23 protein-coding genes and 1 pseudogene are annotated in these 21,029 nt (G+C 70.3%); 14 read left to right on the top strand and 10 right to left on the bottom strand.

Going from position 1 to position 21,029, the window contains the following annotated elements:
- Window positions 1–215: 215 nt before the first annotated feature.
- Window positions 216–1,673 carry a sugar porter family MFS transporter gene (locus tag QQK35_RS08050; protein WP_284253714.1) on the bottom strand — a complete coding sequence of 486 codons (1,458 nt, stop codon included), beginning with the start codon at window positions 1,671–1,673 and terminating at the stop codon, window positions 216–218.
- Between the two features lie 110 nt (window positions 1,674–1,783).
- On the opposite strand from QQK35_RS08050, the gene QQK35_RS08045 reads away from it, so the two are divergent.
- Window positions 1,784–2,119 carry a hypothetical protein gene (locus tag QQK35_RS08045; RefSeq protein ID WP_284253713.1) on the top strand — a complete coding sequence of 112 codons (336 nt, stop codon included), beginning with the start codon at window positions 1,784–1,786 and terminating at the stop codon, window positions 2,117–2,119.
- Window positions 2,120–2,129: 10 nt separating this feature from the next.
- Window positions 2,130–2,282, top strand: a complete 153-nt coding sequence (locus QQK35_RS08040; protein ID WP_284253712.1) for a hypothetical protein — start codon at window positions 2,130–2,132, stop codon at window positions 2,280–2,282.
- Here QQK35_RS08040 and QQK35_RS08035 read toward each other — a convergent pair.
- Both QQK35_RS08035 and QQK35_RS08030 read right to left on the bottom strand, forming a co-directional pair.
- Window positions 2,266–3,150: an aldose epimerase family protein gene (locus QQK35_RS08035; protein ID WP_284253711.1), complete on the bottom strand. Its 885-nt coding sequence runs from the start codon at window positions 3,148–3,150 to the stop codon at window positions 2,266–2,268. The two genes, QQK35_RS08040 and QQK35_RS08035, sit on opposite strands and share 17 nt — an antisense overlap.
- A 27-nt stretch (window positions 3,151–3,177) precedes the next feature.
- On the bottom strand, window positions 3,178–4,221 hold the full coding sequence (locus QQK35_RS08030; protein WP_284253710.1) for an aldo/keto reductase: 1,044 nt from the start codon (window positions 4,219–4,221) through the stop codon (window positions 3,178–3,180).
- Between the two features lie 224 nt (window positions 4,222–4,445).
- Between QQK35_RS08030 and QQK35_RS08025 the strand changes: the two genes are divergently transcribed.
- The 5 genes from QQK35_RS08025 to QQK35_RS08005 all read left to right on the top strand — a co-directional run bounded on the left by QQK35_RS08025 (window position 4,446) and on the right by QQK35_RS08005 (window position 10,654).
- Window positions 4,446–6,020 carry an ABC transporter substrate-binding protein gene (locus QQK35_RS08025; RefSeq protein ID WP_284253709.1) on the top strand — a complete coding sequence of 525 codons (1,575 nt, stop codon included), beginning with the start codon at window positions 4,446–4,448 and terminating at the stop codon, window positions 6,018–6,020.
- Window positions 6,021–6,082: 62 nt separating this feature from the next.
- Entirely contained in the window at window positions 6,083–7,024 is a 942-nt protein-coding gene (locus QQK35_RS08020; RefSeq protein WP_284253708.1) for an ABC transporter permease, read from the top strand.
- A complete protein-coding gene (locus tag QQK35_RS08015; protein WP_284253707.1) occupies window positions 7,021–8,814 on the top strand; it encodes a dipeptide/oligopeptide/nickel ABC transporter permease/ATP-binding protein in 1,794 nt (597 codons plus the stop codon). Before QQK35_RS08020 ends, QQK35_RS08015 begins: the two co-directional genes overlap by 4 nt.
- Window positions 8,811–9,650, top strand: a complete 840-nt coding sequence (locus QQK35_RS08010) for an ATP-binding cassette domain-containing protein (RefSeq protein ID WP_284253706.1) — start codon at window positions 8,811–8,813, stop codon at window positions 9,648–9,650. Before QQK35_RS08015 ends, QQK35_RS08010 begins: the two co-directional genes overlap by 4 nt.
- On the top strand, window positions 9,647–10,654 hold the full coding sequence (locus tag QQK35_RS08005; RefSeq protein WP_284253705.1) for a lactonase family protein: 1,008 nt from the start codon (window positions 9,647–9,649) through the stop codon (window positions 10,652–10,654). The genes QQK35_RS08010 and QQK35_RS08005 overlap by 4 nt, the downstream gene beginning before the upstream one ends.
- 4 nt (window positions 10,655–10,658) lie before the next feature.
- On the opposite strand, the gene QQK35_RS08000 is transcribed toward QQK35_RS08005, so the two are convergent.
- Both QQK35_RS08000 and upp read right to left on the bottom strand, forming a co-directional pair.
- The gene (locus QQK35_RS08000; protein WP_284253704.1) at window positions 10,659–11,354 is read right to left on the bottom strand and encodes a winged helix-turn-helix domain-containing protein; all 696 of its coding nucleotides are present in this window, start codon (window positions 11,352–11,354) and stop codon (window positions 10,659–10,661) included.
- A 310-nt stretch (window positions 11,355–11,664) separates the two neighbouring features.
- Window positions 11,665–12,297, bottom strand: a complete 633-nt coding sequence (gene upp, locus QQK35_RS07995; protein ID WP_284253703.1) for a uracil phosphoribosyltransferase — start codon at window positions 12,295–12,297, stop codon at window positions 11,665–11,667.
- Between the two features lie 12 nt (window positions 12,298–12,309).
- On the opposite strand from upp, the gene tadA reads away from it, so the two are divergent.
- Window positions 12,310–12,795: a tRNA adenosine(34) deaminase TadA gene (gene tadA / locus QQK35_RS07990; RefSeq protein WP_284253702.1), complete on the top strand. Its 486-nt coding sequence runs from the start codon at window positions 12,310–12,312 to the stop codon at window positions 12,793–12,795.
- Window positions 12,796–12,899: 104 nt separating this feature from the next.
- On the opposite strand, the gene QQK35_RS07985 is transcribed toward tadA, so the two are convergent.
- Window positions 12,900–13,682 (bottom strand): SDR family NAD(P)-dependent oxidoreductase, encoded by a 783-nt coding sequence (locus QQK35_RS07985; RefSeq protein WP_284253701.1) that lies wholly within the window; start codon window positions 13,680–13,682, stop codon window positions 12,900–12,902.
- A 106-nt stretch (window positions 13,683–13,788) separates the two neighbouring features.
- Between QQK35_RS07985 and QQK35_RS07980 the strand changes: the two genes are divergently transcribed.
- Entirely contained in the window at window positions 13,789–14,631 is an 843-nt protein-coding gene (locus tag QQK35_RS07980; protein ID WP_284255645.1) for a helix-turn-helix transcriptional regulator, read from the top strand.
- Window positions 14,632–14,644: 13 nt separating this feature from the next.
- Here the strand turns inward: QQK35_RS07980 and QQK35_RS07975 are convergent, their stop codons facing one another.
- Window positions 14,645–15,607, bottom strand: coding sequence for a cation diffusion facilitator family transporter (locus QQK35_RS07975; protein ID WP_284253700.1), 963 nt, complete (start codon window positions 15,605–15,607; stop codon window positions 14,645–14,647).
- A 42-nt stretch (window positions 15,608–15,649) separates the two neighbouring features.
- Between QQK35_RS07975 and proC the strand changes: the two genes are divergently transcribed.
- Window positions 15,650–16,480, top strand: coding sequence for a pyrroline-5-carboxylate reductase (gene proC / locus QQK35_RS07970; protein ID WP_284253699.1), 831 nt, complete (start codon window positions 15,650–15,652; stop codon window positions 16,478–16,480).
- A 113-nt stretch (window positions 16,481–16,593) separates the two neighbouring features.
- On the opposite strand, the gene QQK35_RS07965 is transcribed toward proC, so the two are convergent.
- Both QQK35_RS07965 and QQK35_RS07960 read right to left on the bottom strand, forming a co-directional pair.
- The gene (locus QQK35_RS07965; RefSeq protein WP_425564925.1) at window positions 16,594–17,289 is read right to left on the bottom strand and encodes a potassium channel family protein; all 696 of its coding nucleotides are present in this window, start codon (window positions 17,287–17,289) and stop codon (window positions 16,594–16,596) included.
- A pseudogene (locus tag QQK35_RS07960) lies at window positions 17,282–18,699 on the bottom strand (TrkH family potassium uptake protein). The gene QQK35_RS07965 and the pseudogene QQK35_RS07960 overlap by 8 nt, the downstream one beginning before the upstream one ends.
- A gap of 113 nt (window positions 18,700–18,812) precedes the next feature.
- Between QQK35_RS07960 and QQK35_RS07955 the strand changes: the two are divergent.
- The 3 genes from QQK35_RS07955 (at window position 18,813) to QQK35_RS07945 (ending at window position 19,765) form a co-directional block, all read left to right on the top strand.
- Window positions 18,813–19,343: an ArsR/SmtB family transcription factor gene (locus QQK35_RS07955; protein ID WP_284253698.1), complete on the top strand. Its 531-nt coding sequence runs from the start codon at window positions 18,813–18,815 to the stop codon at window positions 19,341–19,343.
- A gap of 33 nt (window positions 19,344–19,376) precedes the next feature.
- Window positions 19,377–19,574, top strand: a complete 198-nt coding sequence (locus QQK35_RS07950) for a helix-turn-helix domain-containing protein (protein ID WP_284253697.1) — start codon at window positions 19,377–19,379, stop codon at window positions 19,572–19,574.
- 92 nt (window positions 19,575–19,666) lie between these two features.
- The gene (locus QQK35_RS07945; RefSeq protein ID WP_003792170.1) at window positions 19,667–19,765 is read left to right on the top strand and encodes a 30S ribosomal protein bS22; all 99 of its coding nucleotides are present in this window, start codon (window positions 19,667–19,669) and stop codon (window positions 19,763–19,765) included.
- A 173-nt stretch (window positions 19,766–19,938) separates the two neighbouring features.
- Here the strand turns inward: QQK35_RS07945 and QQK35_RS07940 are convergent, their stop codons facing one another.
- The gene (locus QQK35_RS07940; protein WP_284253696.1) at window positions 19,939–20,700 is read right to left on the bottom strand and encodes an HAD family hydrolase; all 762 of its coding nucleotides are present in this window, start codon (window positions 20,698–20,700) and stop codon (window positions 19,939–19,941) included.
- A gap of 63 nt (window positions 20,701–20,763) precedes the next feature.
- Between QQK35_RS07940 and QQK35_RS07935 the strand changes: the two genes are divergently transcribed.
- Entirely contained in the window at window positions 20,764–21,018 is a 255-nt protein-coding gene (locus QQK35_RS07935) for a glutaredoxin family protein (RefSeq protein WP_284253695.1), read from the top strand.
- The last annotated feature ends 11 nt before the right edge of the window (window positions 21,019–21,029 follow it).

The raw sequence follows: 21,029 nt of genomic DNA, 5'->3' as shown, positions 1-21,029 counted from the left end.
GGGCGCGCCTTAAATGATTGTGGGCCGGTCGCAGAGGCAAGCGACCGGCCCACTCCCTTGCACCAAGAGTGTCCTGCAATCACATTCCGCGGTAGCTGCCACAGCAAACAACTAACGCTCTTGAAATGTATAACGGACAGGTAACGGTGTCTAGTTACCTGTTCGTTATTTTTCCTGGGAAATCGCCAAGAGCGCGAACGCCCACATCTTCCCGATCACGACCGGGCGCTCGCCGACGGCTGCCCGGGATCCTTCCGATTGACCGGCCCGTCGAACAGCCGCACGATCTCATCGACGGAGTGCCCCTTCGTCTCGGGCAGGAAGAAGTAGACGAAGAGGACGCCGATCACGCACAGGCCCGCGAACACGATCATCACCCAGCCGAGGCCGATCCCCGCCTGCATGATCGGGAACGCCAGCACGAGACCGTAGTTCGCGAGCCAGTCGACCGCCGCGCCGATTCCGGATGCCCGTCCGCGCACCGTCGTCGGGAACACCTCGCCCTGCAGCAGCCAGCCCGTTCCGCCGATCCCGATCGCGAAGCAGGCGATGAACAGGGCGAACCCGACCATGATGACGATGAGTTGCGGCACCCCGGACAGGAACGACGCGCCGTACGAGCCGATGAGCAGGAAGACCGCCATCCCGATGTACGCACCGATGGCCAGCCGCCGGCGCCCCACGGTGTCGATGAAGCGGAACGCGAAATACGTGGCGATGACATTCACCACGGCGAGGATGCCCGCGGCGATGACGCCGAAGACCTCCGACTGCACCATGGACGTGCCCGGGTGGGTGAAGTAGGGCGTCAGCAGATGGGGCCCGTAGTAGAACGCGACGTTGATGCCGGTGATCTGCTGGAAGATGAAGAAGACGCACACGATGACGAGCGCACGCTTGACCGGCGGCGTCCACTTCGTCTTCGAGGTCGCGCGTTGCATCTGCGCCCGTGCCGCCTCCGCCTCCGCGTGCACCTGCTCCGCCGTCGCCTCCACCCCGAGGGTCTGGAACGCCTTGAGCGCCTTCTCCTCCAGGCCGCGTTCGAGCAGCCAGCGCGGGGACTCCGGCATCCGAGCCCGCAGGAGGAGCGAGATGATCGCCGGGATGAATCCGACGCCCAGCAGAATCCGCCAATCGATGGTTGACGCCGCCTTCGGGGCGACCTCCAGCACGATCACGGCGATCACGTACGCGGCCAGGATGCCGATGGTGATCATCCACTGCTGGATGATGGAGAGCGACCCGCGGCGGCGCTTCGGCGCGAACTCCGAGATGTAGGCGGTGGCGATCGCCGAGTCGGCTCCGATCGCGATGCCGATGATGACGCGCCCGATGATCAGCGTGGTCGGCTCGAACGCGAACGCCGAGATGAGCGAGCCGAGCGCGAACAGGCCCGAGTCCACGAGCAGCAGGGACTTGCGCCCGAATCGGTCGGTCAGCGGACCGGCCGCAATCGCCCCCACGAACGAGCCCAGCGACGCGCCGCCGACGATGATGCCGATCGCCAACGGGCTGAGCTTGAAGGGGAGGAAGACCAGGGCCGAGCCGATGTTCGACGAGTCGAACCCGAACAAGAACCCGCCGATGGTGGCCAGGATCGCCAGGTAGATGTAGAACCGGCCGATGTCGCGGGTGTCGAGCGTCTCGAGCAGCCCGGCCTTCGTGCTCTGCATGACGCGGACGCTACGCCGCTGCCGCAGCGCGGATCATCGACACAGGAGACTCCCAGAGGAGTGCGGACGTGATTCGACTCAGCTCACGCCTCGTGACAACGTCGGCGGACGTGGACACGATGGTCCTCGTGAACGAGCAGCGGATCGCGGGGCAGGAGCGTCTCGACCGGATCGTCGTCGACCGCCTCGCCGGCGAGCCGGTCGATCAGGGGCCGATGTTCTCGACGACCGGGTGGCGGCGCGGCGGCAAGGTGTTCGCGTTCGTCGGCGGGAGCGGTGAGCTCATGATCAAGCTCCCCGAGGCGCGCGTGCGCGCGCTCATCGACAGCGCCGCGGGCGAGCCGATGACGATCCGAGAGCGCACCATGCGCGAGTGGGTGCGCATCCCGCCGGAGGGCGACTGGGAACCGCTCGTCGTGGAGGCGCAGGCGTTCCTGGCCGTGTGAGCGCGAGGTCGTGGCATCCGTCGAGCAGGCTCTCGCGTCCGACCGCGTCATCGGGATCACGACGGTGGGACGGTCGAGCGGCCGGCCGCGGCGGATCGAGATCTGGTTCGAGCAGATCGACGGTCGCTACGTGCCGGGCGGCGCGGTTAGCGGATCGGTGTGATCCGGAACGAGATCGTCTTCGTCGCGCCGGGTGCGAGCTCGAGCGTGCCGCGGCGCCGCTCCCAGTGGCCGTCCTCCTCGCGCATCGGGTTGCCGCTGATCGAGCCGTACCAGGGCTCGAGAGCGGCGAACGGCGAGCCCGGCACGTTCCAGACCTGCAGGTAGGTCGCACCGGGGAGGTCGAGCGCGAGCGCACGGCGGGTCTGGTCGCTCCCGAGCACGACCCGATCGGAGGCCAGGTCGCCGAGGCAGAACGCGCCGTCGGGGAACTGGCTCGGGTCGAGCCGCAGCCGGCGGCCGTCGGCGCTGAACGCGTCCTCGATGGCCGAGCGCGGCCCGAACGTCCGCACGACCTTCTCCGGTCCCTCGGGCGCATCGAAGGCGAGGTGGTGGTCGGTGAACGCGAGACCCTCGGCCGGATCGACGGGGCAGGTGAACCGCGGATGCGATCCGACCGAGTAGAGCATCGTCTCCTCGCCCGGGTTGTGGATCTCGTAGTCGGTGACCAGCGTCGGCCCCTCGAGCGAGTACCGCACTCGCAGCCGGAACGGGAACGGGTAGGTCGCGAGCGTCGCGGGCGTGTCGCGCATCTCGTAGGTGACGCTCGCGTCCGTCCGGTCGATGACCTCGAATTCGGTGTCGCGGGCGAAGCCGTGCATCGGCATCTCGTACTCGCGCCCGTCGAGCTCGTAGCGGCCGTCCGGAAGCCTGCCGAGCAGCGGGAAGCAGGTCGAGGTACGCGTCAGCCCGGGCTCGGGCGGCATCCAGAGGTAGTCGAGCTCCTCGTCCAGGAACCGGAGCGAGTGCAACTCGGCACCGTGGCTGTCCGAGACGAAGGCGACCTCGTCGTCGGCGATCGTGATGCGCACGCGGGTGCTCTCAGCCGTCCGTCCGGGTCAGGCCCACGACAGCGGGCGGACCACGCGCGGGTTCTGGTTCGGATAGAAGTGGTCCTCGGGCGCCGGGAAGATCCGGTCGATCTCGGCGAGCACGTCGGGGGTGAGGGTGACGTCGACGCTCGTGGCCAGCTCCTCGAGCTCCTGCACGTTGGCCGGCCCGATGATCGGCGCGGTGACCGCCGGCTGGGTCAGCTGCCAGGCCAGATGCACGACGGCGGGCTTGAGGCCGAGGTCGTGGCAGAGCTTGGCGTACTCGGTCAGCTGCGGACGGTACGCCTCGACGTACCAGACGTCGGTCTCGTGGATCTTGTGGTCGTCGGGCTCCAGCAGGTCGACCGCGAAGACCCCGCGCCGGATCGGGCTGAACAGCAGGACGCCGATGCCCTGATCGATCGCGCAGGGGAACGCCTCGATCTCGGCGGCGCGGGTCAGCATGTCGTAGCGGTGCTGGGTGCTGACCAGACCCATGAAGTTGCGGCGGCGCGCGACCTCCTGCGCCTTCATCATCTCCCAGGCGTAGGCCTGGCTGCTGCCGACGTAGTCGAGCTTGCCCGAGCGGACGAAGCCCTCGAAGGCCTCCCAGAGCTGGTCCCACTGCGCGTTGCGGTCGATCCGGTGCATGTGCACGAGCTCGACGTGATCGGTGCCGAGGCGGCGGAGCGACGCCTCGAGGTGGCGACGGATCTTCCAGAGCGAGAGGCCGTCCTTGGTGTTCGCGCCGTCGTCGTCGTTGTCGAACATCGTGCGCCCGACCTTGGTGCCGAGGAAGACCTTCTCGCGCCGGCCGCCGCCCTGGGCGAACCACTTGCCGATGATGCGCTCGGTGTCGCCGCTCGTGCCGCGGCCGTGGTTGCCGTAGACGTTCGCGGTGTCGAAGAAGGTGATGCCCAGGTCGAGCGCGGCGTCCATGATGCGGAAGGCCTCGGCCTCGCCGGTGGCCCCGAGGTCGCCGACCCACGACTCGTTGTAGCCGAAGGCGCCCGTTCCCAGACACAGCTGGCTGACCAGGACGTTGGAGCTGCCGAGTTCGCGATACTGCATGGTCGCCTCAATTCCATGATACGGAAACAAAACTACGTATTGTGGAATCTAGCACAGCCGAGTTACGCTCCCGGCACGGCCGATCGTGTCCCGGCGCCCCCATCGGGCCGGTGTGATCGGACGGGGGCGCGGGCCCGGTCACCTCGGCGTTCGCGTCGACGGTCCGGGCGCCGCCCGGACCCGCACCACCCGGTCCTGACCGCATTCACACGAGGGAGTCTGAATTGTTCCGCTCACCTGCCCGGCGACGGTTTCGAGTCGCGGCCGTCGCGGCCGCACTCGCCGTCGCTCTGCCCCTGGCCGCCTGCTCCGCCGGCAACCCTTCGTCCGGCTCCGGATCGTCGACCTCGTCGACGGCCACCGACACACTGAACCTCGCCATCCCGCCGAGCGCGCTCACGCTCGATCCCGCCCTCATGCAGCCGACCGTCAGCCGGTACATCTGGGGTTCGATCTACGAGTCGCTCGCCTACTGGGACCCGAAGACCGGCGCCGTCACCCCGTGGGCCGCCAAGAAGTGGACGTACTCACCCGACGGCAAGACGCTCACCATCGAGTTGCGCAACGGCCTGACATTCAGCGACGGCAGCGCCGTGCACGCGTCGGACGTCGCGGCGACCATCAACCGCAGCGTCAACACCGCGGGCTACATCCAGTCGATCGACACCGCGGTGGACTCCGCGGAGGCGACGAACGACAAGACGGTCGTGGTGCACTTCAAGAACTACGACCCCAAGTGGGTCTCCCTGCTCGGGCGCGAGGCCGGCGTGATCGCCAAGGCGTCGGACCTCAACAGCCCGGACATCGCCACGAACCCGATCGGCTCCGGTCCGTACACGCTCGACACCAAGGCGACGGTCGCCGGCACCAAGTACGTCCTGCAGAAGCGCAAGGACTACTGGGATGCCAAGGCCTTCCCCTTCAAGACGATCAACATCACGATCACCAACGACCCGACCGCGCAGCTCAACGCGTTCAAGGCGGGACAGGTGAACGCCACCGCCGTCACGGCGCAGCAGGCGGCCGCGGCCAAGGCCGTGTCGGGTGCCACCGTCACGCAGACCACGGCGAGCACGATGTACTGGCTGCTGTTTCTCGACAAGTACGGCAAGAGCGCCAACCCGGAGTTCAAGGACGTGCGGGTCCGTCAGGCCGTCAACTACGCCCTCGACCGCGAGGGCATCGCCAAGAAGCTCCTCCAGGGCTACGCCACGCCGACCGATCAGGTCTTCTTCCCCTCGCGCGAGGTCTTCGACTCGAAGCTCGAGAAGGTGTACGCCTACAACCCGGCGAAGGCGAAGAAGCTGCTGGCCGCGGCCGGCTACCCGGACGGCTTCACGATCGAGATCCCGAGCAGCCAGGCCACCACGCAGTTCGAGCCGACGCTGTCGCAGGAGCTCGGGGCGGTCGGCATCAAGCTGAAGTGGGTGCCGATCCCGGAGTCGCAGACGGCCAGCATCATCCTGACCGGCCAGTACCAGCTCTACCTGAAGCAGTCGGGCATCGTCTCCGACCCGTACACGGCAGCGCTCTACTTCACGCCGCAGGGCGGAACGGTCAACCCGGAGAAGTACACGGACCCGACCATCACCGATCTGTACGACAAGATCACGACGACGGTCGACACCGACAAGTCACTGGCGATCTACAAGGAGCTGAACAAGTACGCGGTCGACCAGGCGCTCGCCGCCCCGGTCACGATGACCAGCGGCCTGTGGGCGACGTCGCAGGGCGTGACCTTCGTGGACCGCGCCGGACTGCCTGCCGACATCCGACAGTTCGGCGTCGCCGGCAAGTAATACTGACCCGAAGGGGTCGCCGCGCGTGCGGCGGCCCCTTCGGGCAGAAGGAGTTCGATCCCGTGCTTGCCTACGTGCTCCGGCGCCTGCTCATCGGAGTGGTGCTCGCGGTCCTGGTGACCTTCATCACCTACCTGCTGCTGAGCGGGTCGTTCCGCGATATGGTCTCGACCCTGCTCGGGCCCGACGTGACCGCGGCCGACATCACGCGACGCACACACGCCCTCGGGTACGACCGCCCGGTCGTCGTGCAGTACGTCGACTGGCTGGGTCACGCCGTGCGCGGCGACCTCGGCACATCGCTGTTCACCAGCTCGGCGGTCGCCCCCACGGTGCTGTCGCACATCGTTGTCACGATGTCGATCGTCTTCCCGGCGCTCCTGATCGCGGTGATCCTCAGCGTCACGCTCGGCGTGTGGGCCGCATCGCGAAGCGGCGCCCCCGACCGGATCGCGCAGAGCATCTCGCTCGTCGGGCACGTGATCCCGGCGCTGCTGACCGCGATCGTGCTGGTCGTCGTCTTCGCCGTGGAGCTCAAGATCTTCCCGGCCACCGGCTTCGTCCAGTTCATCGACAGCCCGGTCGGCTGGCTGCGCAGCGTCACCCTTCCGGTGGTCGTGCTCGTGATCGCGGGCATGGCGAGCATCACGGCGCAGGTCCGCGGATCGATGATCGAGGAACTGAGCAAGGACTACGTGCGCACCCTGCGCACGGCCGGCCTCCCCGCGCGGTCGATCGTGCTCAAGCACGCGCTGCGCAACGCCGGCAGCCCGGCGCTCACGGTCATCTCGCTGGAGTTCATCTCGCTCTTCAGCCACTCGGTGATCATCGAGAACGTGTTCGCGCTCCCGGGCTTCGGATCGTTCGCCTTCAGCTCGGCGCAGAACATCGACGTGCCGGTCATCATGGGCGTCACGCTCGTGAGCGTCGTGCTGGTGACGGTCATCAACCTGATCGCCGACGTCGCCAACGGCTACCTCAACCCGAAAGCGAGACTGCATTGAGCACCACGCTGATCCCGGAGCCCGACGACGCGCAGATCTCGGTGGTGCCGCGCCGCTCGGTGTGGCGACATCTGCGGCGCGATCCGCAGGCGGTCGCGACCGCGATCATCCTCATCGTGCTGTTCCTCGCCGGCCTCCTGAGCCCGCTCATCTCGCCGCACGACCCCAACGCCGCCAGCCTCGACGCGATCAACCTGCCCACCGGCACGCCCGGATATCTGCTCGGCGGCGACGAGAGCGGGCGCGACATCCTGTCGCGGCTGCTCTACTCGTTCCAGACCGCCACCGTCTCGGCGCTCATCGGCGCGAGCGTCGCCCTCGCGATCGGGGTGATCGCCGGCCTGGTCGGCGGCTACTTCGGCACCGCGGTGCGCAGCAGCACGGAGTGGCTCTTCAACCTGATCATGACCTTCCCGGGTCTCATCACCCTCATCGTGCTGCTCCCGCTGACCCACGGCGACTATCGATGGACCATGCTCGTGCTCGGCGTGCTGATGAGCCCGGGCACCTACCGGATCGTCCGCAACCTCGTGCTGGGCGTGAAGAAGGAGCTCTACATCGACGCCGCCAAGGTGTCGGGCCTCGGCGACGTCCGGATCCTCGCCCGCCACGTGCTGTTTGCCGTGCGCGGTCCGATCATCGTCAACACGGCGTTTCTCATGGGGTCGGCCATCGCGGCGCAGTCCGGTCTCGCGTTCCTCGGCGTCGGGGCGAAGGACGTGCCGAGCTTCGGCCTCATGATCTACTCCGGCTTCAACAACATCTACGCCAGCCCTCTGCAGTTCGTGTGGCCGTGCATCTCGCTCGGCATCTTCACCGGATGCCTCGTGCTGTTCGGCAACTCGCTGCGCGACGCGTTCAGCGGCCCGCGCATCAAGCGGCAGAAGCCGGCACAGGGTCTTCGACTGGTCACGTCCGCGATCCCGACATCGGTGGTCACGGCGACGGTCGAGCGGGACGACGAGCCGATGCTCGCCATCGAGGATCTCGGGATCTCGTTCCCTGGCACCACGGGTGCCCGCGAGGTGGTCAAGGGCGTGAGCCTGACCGTCGACCAGGGCGAGGTCGTGGGGCTCGTGGGCGAGTCCGGCTCCGGCAAGACGCAGACCGCGTTCGCCGTCCTGGGAGTGCTCGCCCCCGAGGCCCGCGTCACGCGGGGCTCGGTCCGCCTCGAGGGGCGCGAGCTCGTCGGGCTCTCCGAGTCGGCGCTCCGGTCGCTGCGCGGGCGCGTCGTGTCGTACATCCCGCAGGAGCCGATGTCGAACCTCGACCCGTCGTTCACCGTCGGATCCCAGCTCACCGAGCGGGTGCGCCACACCCTGCGGGTCTCGCGGCGCGCGGCGCGGCAGACGGTGCTGGACCTGCTCGCGCGGGTCGAGATCCCGGATCCGCCGAGAGTGTTCCGCTCGTATCCGCACCAGATCTCCGGCGGCATGGCGCAGCGCGTGCTCATCGCGGGAGCCGTCGCGTGCCGGCCGCGGCTGCTGATCGCCGACGAACCGACGACGGCGCTGGATGTGACGGTGCAGGCGGAGATCCTCGATCTGTTGCGCGACCTGCAGAAGGAGTTCGGCATGGCGATCCTGCTCGTCACCCACAACTTCGGTGTCGTCGCCGACATCTGCGACCGGATCGCGGTGATGCGCGGCGGCGAGATCGTCGAGACCGGCGTGACCCGGGAGGTGTTCCGGGCGCCGAGACACGCGTACACGCGCGGGCTGCTCGATGCGATCCTCGACGAGGGCGCACCGGCCGGCGGCGACGCGTCGACCGTGGGGGCCGGGCGATGAGCGCGCTGCTCGCGGTCGACCAGCTGCGCGTGCGGTTCGGGACCGGCAAGCGGGCGACCGAGGTGCTGCACGGGGTGAGCTTCGAGATCGCCCCGTCGGAGACCCTCGGCCTCGTCGGGGAGTCGGGCTCCGGCAAGACCACGATCGGCCGGACGGTGCTCGGACTGGTGAAGGCGCACAGTGGCGCCGTCAGCTTCGACGGGCGCGATATCACCTCGGCCGGGCGGCGGGAGCGCCGGGCGCTCGCGAAGGACATCCAGGTCGTCTTCCAGGATCCCTACAGCTCACTCAACCCCGCGATGGCGATCGGCGACATCCTCTCCGAGCCTCTCATCATGCAGGGCGTGTCCAGACGGGATGCCCGCGCGCGGGTGCGCACGCTCCTCGACCAGGTCGGCCTGCCCTCCGACGCGACGGATCGGCGTCCGCAGGAGTTCTCGGGCGGACAGCGTCAGCGCGTCGCCATCGCGCGCGCGCTCGCGCCGGAGCCCCGGCTGATCGTCTGCGATGAGCCGGTCTCCGCCCTCGATCTCACGACGCAGGCGCGCGTGCTCGACCTGTTCGCCGAGATCCAGCAGCGCACCGGTGTCGCCTACCTCTTCATCTCGCACGACCTCGCCGTCGTCCGGCACATCAGCGACCGCGCGTGTGTGCTGTACCGGGGCGACATCGTCGAGACCGGACAGGTCGACGACGTGATCTCGCGCCCGACGCACGCCTACACCCGGCGCCTCATCCTCGCGGCGCCCGTCGCGGACCCCGACCGGCAGGCCGAGCGCCGGCGCGAGCGGCGCCGGCTCCTCGACCTCGAGCGGTCGACGGAGGCGGTCGCGTGAGCGCCGAGCCGCGGCGCGTGGCCGTGGGATCGGCGCACCGCTCCGCCGGCGGGGGCCGGATCGAGATCCTCGAGCTCGCCCCGTCACCGGCCGGCGACTCGGTGGTGCGGGTCGCGAGCGCCGTCACCACCGGCCCCATCGCCTATCTGGCCCGGCATCCCCGGCTGCCGCTGCTCTACGCGGCGAGCGAGGACGGATCGCAGGGCGTCGTGACCGCGTACGCGTGGGATGCGGAGGGCGCGCTCGAGCAGCGCAGCGCCGGGCGCTCGCCGGGCCGGCCCAGTCACCTGTGCGTGTCGAGCGATGGTGCCCACCTCCTCACGGCCGACTACGGCACCAGCTCCGTCAGCCTGTTCCGCCTCGAGGCCGATGGATCGATCGCCGGCCGGCTCGACGAGCTGCGCTGCGAAGGGTCCGGTCCGTCGGCGCGGCAGGAGAGCTCGCACCCGCACCAGGTCGTCGAGGTCGACGGCGCCTTCTTCGTGCCCGATCTCGGCGCGGACCTCGTGCGCCGCATCACGATCACGCCCGGCGGCGCCCTCCGGGAGACGGCTCGCCTCGCGGTCCCGCCGGGCAGCGGACCCCGGCATGCCGTCGCCGCGGACGGGCTGCTCTACGTCGCGTGCGAGCTCTCCGGCGAGGTGCGCTGGGACGGCTTCGACGGGGCGGCGGGCTTCGCGAGCGGCATCGGCTCCTCGGCGACCGGGGCCGACGAGATCATGCCGTCGGCGATCCGCCTGGTCGGCGATCGCATCCTGGTGGCCAACCGCGGGCCGGGCACGGTGCTCGACGCGCGACGCACCCCGGGCGGCCTCGTCGACGCGCACGAATTCGCCTCCGGTGGCACGTGGCCGCGTGACCTCGTCGTCGCCGGCGACCTCGTGGTCGTGGCCGATCATCGCGCCGACGCGGTGCACGTCGTCGGCGGGATCGAGCCGCACCAGCTGCTCGCGGTGCACCGGGTGTCGGGGCCGACGAGCGTGGTCGCGCTCGCGGCGGCCTAGCCTCCTAGAAGACGTCCGGAGAGGGCGTCGACGCGTAGCGGATCGTGACATCCGCGTGCCGGTCGAACCGGTATCCCGCGCCCCGCACGGTGCGCACGATGTCCTCGTACGCGCCGAGCTTGGAACGCAGCCGCCGCACGTGCACGTCGATCGTGCGCTCGTTGGGCGTCTCGTCGTCGTCGGTGTCGCCCCACAGCGTGGCGATGATCTCGTGCCGGTCGATCGTGCGCCCTTCGCGCAGCACCAGGAACTGCAGCAGCTCGAACTCCTTGTACGTCAGCGGCGAGGTCTCGCCGTCGAGCTGCACCCGCTTGCGGGAGATGTCGATCACGACGCCGCCGCGCGGCTCGGGCGCCTCGGCCGCGGGCGCCGTCTGGCGGTGCTTCGCGAGGGCGGCCGGGTCCTGCAGGGCGAGGCGCACGACGTCGACGTCGCGGCCGCCGGTACCGGATGGCGCGAGCGCGACCGCCGCGTAGGTCTCGGCGGTCGGTGCGATCGCCGCGAGCGCGCGCTTGAGCGTCTGGACGATCTCGCCCAGATCGGTGCCCGCGAGGGCGGCGGCGTTCTCGTCGATGCCGACGTAGAGCGCGAAACCGCGCGGCTCGGTGCCATCGGGGACCGCGCGCAGTCGGCGCGGCGCCGGATCGGGCTCCGGTGGGAGCGCGGTGGTGGGAACGGGGGCGAGGGTGGCCAGAGACATGGTGTCGAATCCTTGATCGGAGGCGGCACCCGCGGATTCATCCGTCGCGGGCGACGCGGTGCTGTCGATATGCGTGGGATCGCCGGGCAGATCCGGCGTGCGGGAGTTCATGATGAGAACTCGGACGGGTCAGATCCGTCAGGCGCACATTCGACAGCACATGACCGCAGCCGCCGGCATCATCATGCCGGCGTTCCCCAGGGCCTCGCGGGCGATCAGGGTACGCGGATGGGCGGTCATGGGTCACATTGTGCCATGGCCGCGGGGTCCGGCGCGACGCGGACCGTTCGCGGCGGCGCCCAGGGCGGGGTCAGACGGTGCCGTAGAGGCGGTCGCCGGCATCCCCGAGGCCGGGCACGATGTAGCCGACCTCGTTGAGCCGCTCGTCCTTCGCGCCGAGCACGATCGTCACGTTGCGGCCCTCGGTCGCCCGCTCGACCGCCGCGAGGCCCTCGGGGGCGCCGATCAGGCAGATCGCGGTCACGTCGACCGCGCCGCGGGCGAAGAGGTAGTCGATCGCGGCGATCAGCGAGCCCCCGGTGGCGAGCATGGGGTCGAGCACGAAGCACTGCCGGTCGGAGAGGTCGTCGGGCAGCCGCTCCGCGTAGATCGCGGGCTGCAGCGTCTGCTCGTCGCGCACCATGCCGAGGAAGCCGACCTCGGCGGTCGGGACCAGCTTGACCATGCCGCCCAGCATCCCGAGCCCGGCGCGCAGGATCGGCACCACGAGCGGGCGTGGATCGCTGATGGCGAGGCCCTGGGTCTCGGCCACGGGCGTCTGCACCGTGATCGGGGTCGTGCGCACGTTGCGGGTCGCCTCGTACGCGAGGAGCGTCACGAGCTCCTCCGCGAGGTTGCGGAACGTCGGCGACGGCGTGCGCGCATCCCGCAGCACGGTGAGCTTGTGGGTGATGAGCGGGTGGTCGGCGACATGGACGCGCATAGGGTCAAGGGTATGGCCGCCGCCGCTGCCGTCCCAGAGGCATATGAGGACGCGATGCGCGCCGCCCTCGCGGCGGCGGAGCTCGCCCGCTCCGGCGGCGACGTGCCGGTCGGCGCGGTGCTGCTGGATCCGGATGGCGCGGTGCTGTCGGTCGGACGCAACCGCCGTGAGGAGGACCGCGATCCCACCGCGCACGCCGAGGTCGTCGCGATCCGGGCGGCGGCCGCCATCCGGGGCGACTGGCATCTCGACGACTGCACGCTCGTCGTGACGCTCGAGCCCTGCGTGCTGTGCGCCGGCGCGATCCTCGCCGCACGTATCCCGCGGGTCGTGTTCGGGGCGTGGGACGAGAAGGCCGGCGCGGCCGGCAGCAGGTACGACCTGCTGCGCGACCGGCGCCTGCCCCACCGGGTCGAGGTGCTGCCGGGCGTTCTCGAGGAGGAGTGCGGCGAGATCCTGCTCGACTTCTTCCGGGGCCGCCGCGGCTCCGAGCTCTGACTCCCGCGCCGAGCGCCTACGTTTGCATCTGCGAGGCGCGGTCGAACGTGCCCGTTCGATGCGAACGTAGGCGCTCGACGCGGGGGAACAGGTCAGTCGACTGACTAGGCGGCCGGACGGGTCCACCTGCCCATGCCCTGGCCGCCGGATGCCTCGAGCCGCTGACCGGTGACCCAGGCGAACTCCTCCGAGAGGATCGCCGCGGCGGCGCGGCCGATGTCGTCCGGCTGCCCGACGCGGCCGAGCGCGCTCGAGGCGATGATGCCGGCCTGGTAGGCCTCGTTGTCGCGGATCTGGCCACCGGCGAAGTCGGTGGCCGTTGCTCCGGGAGCGAGCACGTTGACCCGGATGCCGCGCGCTCCGAGCTCCTTGGCGAGGTAGCGCGTCCAGACCTCGACCGCGCCCTTCATCGCGGCGTAGACCGAGTACCCGGGGTTGACGAGGTTCTGCGTCAGGCCGGTCGAGATGTTGAGCACGGCGCCGCCGTCGGCCAGCAGCGGGCTCAGCTCCTGGGTGAGCAGCACCGGACCGGTGACGTGCACGGCGAGCAGCGACTCGATCTGCTCGCGGGTGGTCGAGCCGAAGAAGGTGTCGAGCGCGTAGCCCGCGTTGTTCACGAGGATGTCGAGGTCGTCGCGACCCCAGGTCGCGTGCAGCGTCTCGCGCAGGGTCGCGGCGAAGGCGGGGAAGGTCTCCGGCATCGTGGTGTCGAGCGGGAGCGCGACGGCCGTGCGGCCCGCCGCCTCGAGGTCGGCGACGACCGCCGCGGCCTCGTCGACGCCGGTGCGGTAGGTGAGGATGACGTCCACGTCGTGATCGGCGAGGGCGAGCGCGGATGCCCGGCCGAGGCCGCGGGATCCGCCGGTGATGAGGGCGATGCGTGTCATGCCTCGAGGATGCGCCGATGCGGGGACGGCATCCAGGGCGCGCTTATCCGGGGAGCGGCGATCCCTGGCACGGGCGGCGCAGGGCGAGGACGATGGAGACGTGGAGATGGATCGCGCGCAGCTCGCCGACTTCCTGCGCACCCGGCGCGAGGCCCTGCAGCCCGAGGACGTCGGCCTGACGCGCGGGCCGCGTCGTCGCACGAGCGGCCTGCGGCGCGAGGAGGTCGCCCAGCTCGTCGGGATGTCGGCCGACTACTACGGACGGCTCGAGCAGTCGCGCGGTCCGCAGCCCTCCGTGCAGATGCTCACGGCGCTCGCGCGCGGGCTGCACCTGACGCGCGCCGAGCGCGATCACCTGTTCCGGCTGGCGGGACACCCGGCGCCCGACCGCCGGGGCGACATCGACCACATCGCCCCCGGCATCCTGCGCATCGTCGACCGCCTGCAGGACACCCCGGCCATGGTGATCGGCGAGACCGGCGAGACGCTGCTCCAGACGCCGCTCGCGGTCGCGCTGCTGGGCGACGCGACCCGGTGGACCGGGCTCGCCCGCTCGACGGTCTACCGCTGGTTCACCGACCCGTCCTCACGCGCGGTGTACCACTCGGACGACCACGCCGTGCACGGCCGGGTCTGGGTCGCAGAGCTGCGGGATGCGCTCGGGCGAGGCGGGGCGGGCTCCCGGGCGGCCGAGCTCGTGGCGGCGCTCGAGCGCGAGAGCGCGGAGTTCCGTGCGCTGTGGGCGGAGCACGAGGTCGCGCAGAAGCAGGTGCGCACGAAGCGGTTCGTGCATCCGGAGGTCGGTGAGCTCACGCTCGACTGCGAGACCCTGCTCGACCCGGAGACGCAGCAGCGGCTGCTCGTGTTCACCGCGACGCCGGGCTCGGAGAGCGCGCAGAAGCTCGAACTGCTGGCCGTGATCGGCACGTACGAACCGGCGGCCGAGTAGGCGATCGACGGGCTCAGTCGGCCGACTTGATGACGATCGCGTCGGTCGTCATCGCCTCGCGTTCGGGGCGCAGGATGTCGGGCTCGATGTAGATGACCCGCGCCACGGGCACGGCGGCGCGGATGTCGACCTCCATCTGGTCGATCGCCTCCGCGACCTGCTCGAGCTTCGTGGTGTGCGGGAAGGCGACCTTGGCCGCGACGAGCATCTCGTCCGGGCCGAGGTAGAGCGTGCGCAGGTGGATGAGCGCCTCGGTCTGCGGGTGCTGGTTGAACGCGTCGCGGATGCGTTCCACGACATCCGGCTCGGCGCCCTCGCCGATCAGCAGGCTCTTCGTGACGCTGCCGAGGATGATCGCGACCGTCACGAGCAGCAGGCCGATGAGCAGGGTGCCGAGCGCGTCGAAGACCGGGTTGCCGGTGATCACCGTCAGGCCGACCCCGAGCAGGGCGAACACCAGGCCGATGAGCGCCGCCGTGTCCTCGAAGAGCACGACCGGCAGCTCCGGCGCCTTCGCACGGCGGATGAACGAGATCCAGGAGCCGGTGCCCTTGAACGGCAGCGACTCCTTGCGCGCGGTGCGGAAGGAGAAACCCTCGAGGCCGATCGAGATGACGATGACGGCGATCGGCAGCCACCAGTTCGTGATCTCGTGGTGCGGCTCGAAGAACTTCTGGATGCTCTCGTAGATCGAGTAGGCGCCGCCGACCGAGAACAGCACGATCGAGACGATGAAGGCGAAGAGGTAGCGCTCGCGGCCGTAACCGAACGGGTGCTCCTGATCGGCGGACTTGCGCGAGCGGCGGCCGCCGACGAGCAGGAGCACCTGGTTGATGGTGTCGGCGAACGAGTGCACCGCCTCGGCGAGCATGGCGGCCGAGCCGGAGAACAGCGCCGCCACGAGCTTGGTCAGCGCGATCCCGAGGTTGGCGGCCATCGCCGCGATGATCGCCTTGCCGCCGCCGGATGCGCTCACGCGCTCCAAGTTACCCTGGCCCGCCAGCTAGGATCGCGACCCGTGAGCCCCTCGCTGCCCCGGATCGCCCTGCTCGGAGCCGGCTCGATGGGCGGTGCGCTGCTCGCCGGACTCATCGCCTCCGGCGTCGGGCACGGCGGCGTGACCGTCACCAACCGCACCGCCGCGAAGGCCGCGGCGCTCGGCGGGCCGGGCGTCACGTCGCTGGCGCTGGAGCGCGATCCGGATGCCCAGCGCACCGCCCTGGACGGCGCGCGGCTCGTGGTGCTCGGCGTCAAGCCCGCGATGATCCCCGAGCTGCTGACGTCGATCCGCACCGACCTCGACCCGGATGCCGTGGTCGTCTCGGTCGCGGCCGGCGTGACGATCGCGTCGATGGAGGCGCTCGTGCCGAACCCGGTGCTGCGGGCGATGCCGAACACCCCGGCGGTCGTGCGCCTCGGGGTCACGGGGCTGGCATCCGGGCCGCGGGTGTCGGCCGAGCAGACGGCCGTCGCCCGCGCGTTCTTCGAGACCTCGGGCGCCGTGGTCGAGGTGCCCGAGGACCGGATCGACGCCCTGAGCACGATCTCCGGCTCGGGGCCGGCGTACGTGTTCCTGCTCGTCGAGAGCTTCACCGCGACCGCGCTGCGGATGGGGTTCTCGGATGCCGACGCTCGGCTCATGGTTCAGCAGACGTTCCGCGGCGCGTCGGAGCTGCTGGCGGCATCCGACGTCGATCCTGCCGAGCTGCGCCGCCGCGTCACGAGCCCGAAGGGCACGACCGAGCGCGCGATCGCGGTGCTCGAGGAGGCCGACCTCACCGGGCTGTTCGACCGCGCCACCGCCGCAGCCCTCGATCGCGCCCGCGAGCTCGCCCACGGCGACGCGTGACCCGCGCGGGCCGCGCCCCACATCCGATCGACGTTTTGCCATCCGATCGTCCCCCGCGCGCCGCATCGGATGGCAAACGGTCGATCGGATGCGCGAGAGGGTCGCGCCGAGCGTCACTTGAGTCGAGCGAACCGCTCCAGGTCGCCGATCGAGCCGCTGACGATCGCGATGTCGCGCTCATGCAGCACCGTCTCGGTCGAGGCGTAGGTGAAATCGCCGCCGGGCTGCTTCACCCCGACGACCGTGACGCCGTGCTTCGAGCGCAGGCCGCTCTGCCCGAGCGGGATGCCGCGCAGCGGCTTGGGCGGGTGCATCTTGACGATCGCGAAGTCGTCGTCGAAGCGGATGTAGTCCAGCATCCGATTCGAGACGAGGTGCGCGACCCGCTCGCCGGCCTCCGCCTCCGGGTAGACCACGTGGTGCACGCCGATGCGCGACAGGATCGTGCCGTGCGCCTGGCTGACCGCCTTCGCCCAGATCTGCCGGATGCCGAGGTCGACGAGGTTCGCCGCGATGAGCACGCTCGACTCGATCGAGGTGCCGACCGCGACCACCGCGACCGGGAAGTCGCCGGCGCCGAGCTGGTGCAGCGCCTCGACCGAGCGCGCGTCGGCCTGCACCGCGTGCGTCAGCCGGTCGGCCCACTTCTGCACGAGGGCCGGATCCTCGTCGATGGCCAGCACGTCGCGGTCGAGCCGGGCCAGCTGCCCGGCGGTCGCGGCGCCGAACCGGCCGAGCCCGATGACGAGCACGGGCGCGTCGGCGGGGATGTCGCTCGCGATGTCGCTGGGGGTGGATGCGTCAGCCAACGATGGGCCTCTCCTCCGGTCGGCGGAACAGCTGGCGCCGGGTCGACGCCGCCAGCGCGGCGGCGAGGGTCACGGTGCCGATGCGTCCCAGGAACATGGTGGCCGCCAGAACGTACTGCGCCGGTTCCGACGCGCTCGCGGTGAAACCCGTCGAGAGCCCGCACGTCGCGAACGCGCTGATGACGTCGAACAGCACGTCGTCCAGCGGCGCGCGGGTCATGACGAGCAGCGTGATGGTCGCGGCCGCGACGGTCGTGGCCCCCACAGCACGACGCTGACGGCCAGGCGCATGACATCCGACGGGATGCGCCGCCGGAACGACTCCATGTCGTCGACGCCCCGTGCCTCCGCGAATGCGCCCAGGAACAGGATCGCCAGGGTCGTCACCTTGATGCCGCCCGCGGTCGAGGCGGAGCCGCCGCCCACGAACATGAGCATGTCGGTCACGAACAGGCTCGCCCCGTCGAGGTGGCCGACGTCGACGGTCGAGAACCCGCCCGAGCGTGCCATCGACGACTGGAAGAAGCTCTGCAGGATCCGCTGGCCGGGGTCGAGGCCGCGCTGCGCACCATCCCACTGCAGCAGCAGCAGCGCGAGCGCCCCGCCCGCGAGCAGCAGGAGGAAGGTCGCGATCGTGAGCTTCACGTGCAGGCTCCAGCGGCGGGGATGCCACGGGTTCCGGGACAGCGTGTGGATGACCGGGAAGCCGATGGCCCCGAATCCGACCGCGATCATCAGCACGATGAGGAACCACGCGTCGTGCGCGTACGGACCGAGGCCGGCGCTCGAGGGGAGGAAGCCGGTATTCGTGAACGCCATGGCGGCCGTGTAGACGGACTGCCAGCCCGCGGTCCAGGGATCGTCACCGGCCAGCAGCATCCGGGGGAACAGCAGCACCGCCGCCGCGAGCTCGATCACGAGCACACTCACGGCGACCGTCACGATGAGTCCGCCGGTGTCGCCGAGCTGCAGGGCCTGGGCGTCGACCCGCAGCCCCTTGCGCAGGTTGAGCGGGTTGGCGTCGCCGGCGGCGAGCAGCTTCTGCCGCAGCCCGAGCTTGCGACTGATGATGAGGCCGAGGATCGACGCGAGGGTGAGCACCCCGATGCCGCCGATCTCGACGCCGACGAAGATGAAGACATGCCCGAGCGGCGACCAGAACGTCGCCATGTCGACCGTCGACAGGCCGGTGACGCAGATGACGGACACGGCCGTGAAGATCGCATCGACCAGGGGTGCGGCGTGCCCGGAGCTGGTGGCCGGCGGCAGCGAGAAGAGCACGGCGAAGAGGGCGGTCAGCCCGGCGAACACGAGGAGCGCGAAGCGGGCCGGCGTGGCGACCGAGAAGTCGCCGATCGCGTCGGCCATGCGGGTCGGCAGCGAACCCCGGCGGATCGGCGTTCCGGCCATCCCTGGATGCTATCCCCGGAACCGCCGGCCGAGACGGCCGGCGGCACCGGCTCCGCGGGGAGGTCGGAAACGACCTCCTCCCAGCGGGGAGCGTGCTGTGCGACCCTGGAGCGATGAGCGACATCTTCGACGTGCTCGCCGACGGCACCCGGCGCGAACTCCTCCGGAGCCTGCGCGATCGCGGCGACGAGGTGAGCGTGAGTGAACTCGTCAGCGAGCTCGGCATCAGCCAGCCGACCGTCTCCAAGCACCTCAAGGTGCTGCGCGACCACGATCTGGTGAGCGTGCGCGAGGAGGGGCAGCACCGGTACTACCGGCTGGATGCCGCACCGCTCGGCGAGATCGAGGCCTGGCTCGCGCCGTTCGCGGGGGCGCCGCGGCGGACGGGACGGCATCCGGCGCGCTGCTGGAGTCGGGTGCGTTCTCGGCCTGGGCGGGCGCCGAGGTCGGCGGTCGGCTCGGCCGCACGGCAGCGGAGACCGCGCATCAGGCGCGTGCGGCGCTCGAGGCGGCGCAGGAGAAGCTGCAGGGCGCGCAGCGGCGGGTTTCGGTGCGGCTGCCGAGATGGGGTCGCCGCTCCTAGACACGGGGGCTCGCGATTCCCTATATTGACGCTGGGCACTCGCGTCACAGCAGTCACATAGACAACAGCGAGCGCCCCCACAGAAGGGGTGTCGATGGCCGATCTCTCGGACGTCCGCTTCCTCACCGTCGCCGAGGTCGCCGACATGATGCGCGTCTCGTCGATGACCGTCTACCGGCTCGTGCACGCCGGCGAACTGCCGGCCGTGCGCTTCGGGCGTTCCTACCGGATCCCGGAGTCGGCGGTCGCGCAGGTCATCGCGGCCCCCGGGGCCGAGCGCGACGCGGGCTGAATCCGGCCTGGGCTAGACTTCTGCGGTTGACTTTCCCCGCGGTTCGTTTCGGAACCCGGCCGGTGGTCCGATCGAATCGAATGAGGTGAAGTATGGGCTCCGTCATCAAGAAGCGCCGCAAGCGCATGGCGAAGAAGAAGCACCGCAAGCTGCTGCGCAAGACGCGGCACCAGCGTCGCAACAAGAAGTAGTGCACGAACGCCCGGCTCCGGCCGGGCGTTCTGCATGTGCGGGGTGCACCGCCCCCGGCTTTGCTGCGCAACCGATCGGCGGTTTGCCATCGGATGGTGCCCGCGCGCACCTGCACGGATGGCAAACCGTGTAGCGGTTGCGGAGCGTGGGTGCGGATGCCGAACGCGAGCTGCTACTCCGTGACCTTCTTCGCGTCGCGGGCCTCGCGGCGCAGGCGTCGCCGGGCCTCGCGGATGCTCGAGGGTCGCAGCCGCATGATCGGCCAGTGGTGATCGTGCGCGTGCTTCATGAGGGCGACATCCGGATTCACGACCGTGGGGTGGCCGACGAGTTCGAGCAGCGGGATGTCGTTGCGGCTGTCGGAGTACGCCCAGCTCTCGGCGAGGTCGGCCCCCTCGCGCTCGGCGAGCTCGCGGACCGCCTCCGCCTTGCGCTCGTGGTGCAGGATGTGGCCGATGATCCGGCCGGTGAAGACGCCGTCCTTGGACTCGAACTGCGAGCCGAGCGCGCCGGTCAGCCCGAGCTTCTGCGCCATGCGCTCGCCGATGACGAGCGGCGTCGCCGAGACGAGCCACACCTGGTGCCCGCGGGCGATGTGGTCCTGGGCGAGCTTCACGGTGTCGGGGTAGAGCCGCGGACGGATCCGGTGCTCCCAGATCGAGTCGGCGAGCTCCAGGATCTGGGCCTCCGAATGCCCGCCGAGCAGCCCGAGCGCCCGCTCCTTCGACGACGCGAGGTGCTCGTCGTTCTCGCCCACCATGATGAAGCGCACCTGGTGCCAGCCGAACAGCGCGATGTCGCGAGCACGGATGATGCGGCGCTTCCACGCCTCGCGCCCGAGCTGGAACAGGCTCGTGCCGCGCATGAGCGTGTTGTCGACGTCGAACAGCGCCAGGATGGGCCGGTCGCTCGGCGGCAGCGGCTCCTCGGGCATCGATCCATGCTAGCCGCGTGCCCGCACCGGACGCCCGGGCAGGTCGCCGCCTAGGCTGGCGGCGTGCCGCGACTGACGCTGCTGACCCGACCCGGATGCCACCTGTGCGACGACGCGCGCGCGCTGGTGCAGGACGTGCTCGGCGGGTACCCGGAGGTCGCGTTCGAGGAGCGCTCGATCGTCGGCGATGCGGAGCTGGAACGCGAGTACGCGGAGGAGATCCCGGTCGTGCTGATCGACGACCGCGTGCATACGATCTGGCGCGTCGACCGCGCCCGCCTGGTCGGCGCCCTCGACGCGGCAGGACGTCGGGTCTAGCCACGAGCGCG

The organism is Pseudolysinimonas kribbensis, from assembly GCF_030161895.1.
Classification (GTDB): domain Bacteria; phylum Actinomycetota; class Actinomycetes; order Actinomycetales; family Microbacteriaceae; genus Pseudolysinimonas; species Pseudolysinimonas kribbensis.
The sequence above is the reverse complement of the archived record's forward strand: the minus strand, read 5'-3'. Positions and strand labels throughout refer to the sequence as shown.

What these genes read in the sequence shown, in the direction of transcription:
- QQK35_RS08050 (WP_284253714.1), bottom strand. Translation starts at nt 1,673, where the DNA reads ATGCAGAGCACGAAGGCCGGGCTGCTCGAGACGCTCGACACCCGCGAC.
- QQK35_RS08030 (WP_284253710.1), bottom strand. Translation starts at nt 4,221, where the DNA reads ATGCAGTATCGCGAACTCGGCAGCTCCAACGTCCTGGTCAGCCAGCTG.
- QQK35_RS08010 (WP_284253706.1), top strand. Translation starts at nt 8,811, where the DNA reads ATGAGCGCGCTGCTCGCGGTCGACCAGCTGCGCGTGCGGTTCGGGACC.
- QQK35_RS08000 (WP_284253704.1), bottom strand. Translation starts at nt 11,354, where the DNA reads ATGTCTCTGGCCACCCTCGCCCCCGTTCCCACCACCGCGCTCCCACCG.
- upp (WP_284253703.1), bottom strand. Translation starts at nt 12,297, where the DNA reads ATGCGCGTCCATGTCGCCGACCACCCGCTCATCACCCACAAGCTCACC.
- tadA (WP_284253702.1), top strand. Translation starts at nt 12,310, where the DNA reads ATGGCCGCCGCCGCTGCCGTCCCAGAGGCATATGAGGACGCGATGCGC.
- QQK35_RS07985 (WP_284253701.1), bottom strand. Translation starts at nt 13,682, where the DNA reads ATGACACGCATCGCCCTCATCACCGGCGGATCCCGCGGCCTCGGCCGG.
- QQK35_RS07980 (WP_284255645.1), top strand. Translation starts at nt 13,789, where the DNA reads ATGGATCGCGCGCAGCTCGCCGACTTCCTGCGCACCCGGCGCGAGGCC.
- QQK35_RS07955 (WP_284253698.1), top strand. Translation starts at nt 18,813, where the DNA reads ATGAGCGACATCTTCGACGTGCTCGCCGACGGCACCCGGCGCGAACTC.
- QQK35_RS07950 (WP_284253697.1), top strand. Translation starts at nt 19,377, where the DNA reads ATGGCCGATCTCTCGGACGTCCGCTTCCTCACCGTCGCCGAGGTCGCC.
- QQK35_RS07945 (WP_003792170.1), top strand. Translation starts at nt 19,667, where the DNA reads ATGGGCTCCGTCATCAAGAAGCGCCGCAAGCGCATGGCGAAGAAGAAG.
- QQK35_RS07940 (WP_284253696.1), bottom strand. Translation starts at nt 20,700, where the DNA reads ATGCCCGAGGAGCCGCTGCCGCCGAGCGACCGGCCCATCCTGGCGCTG.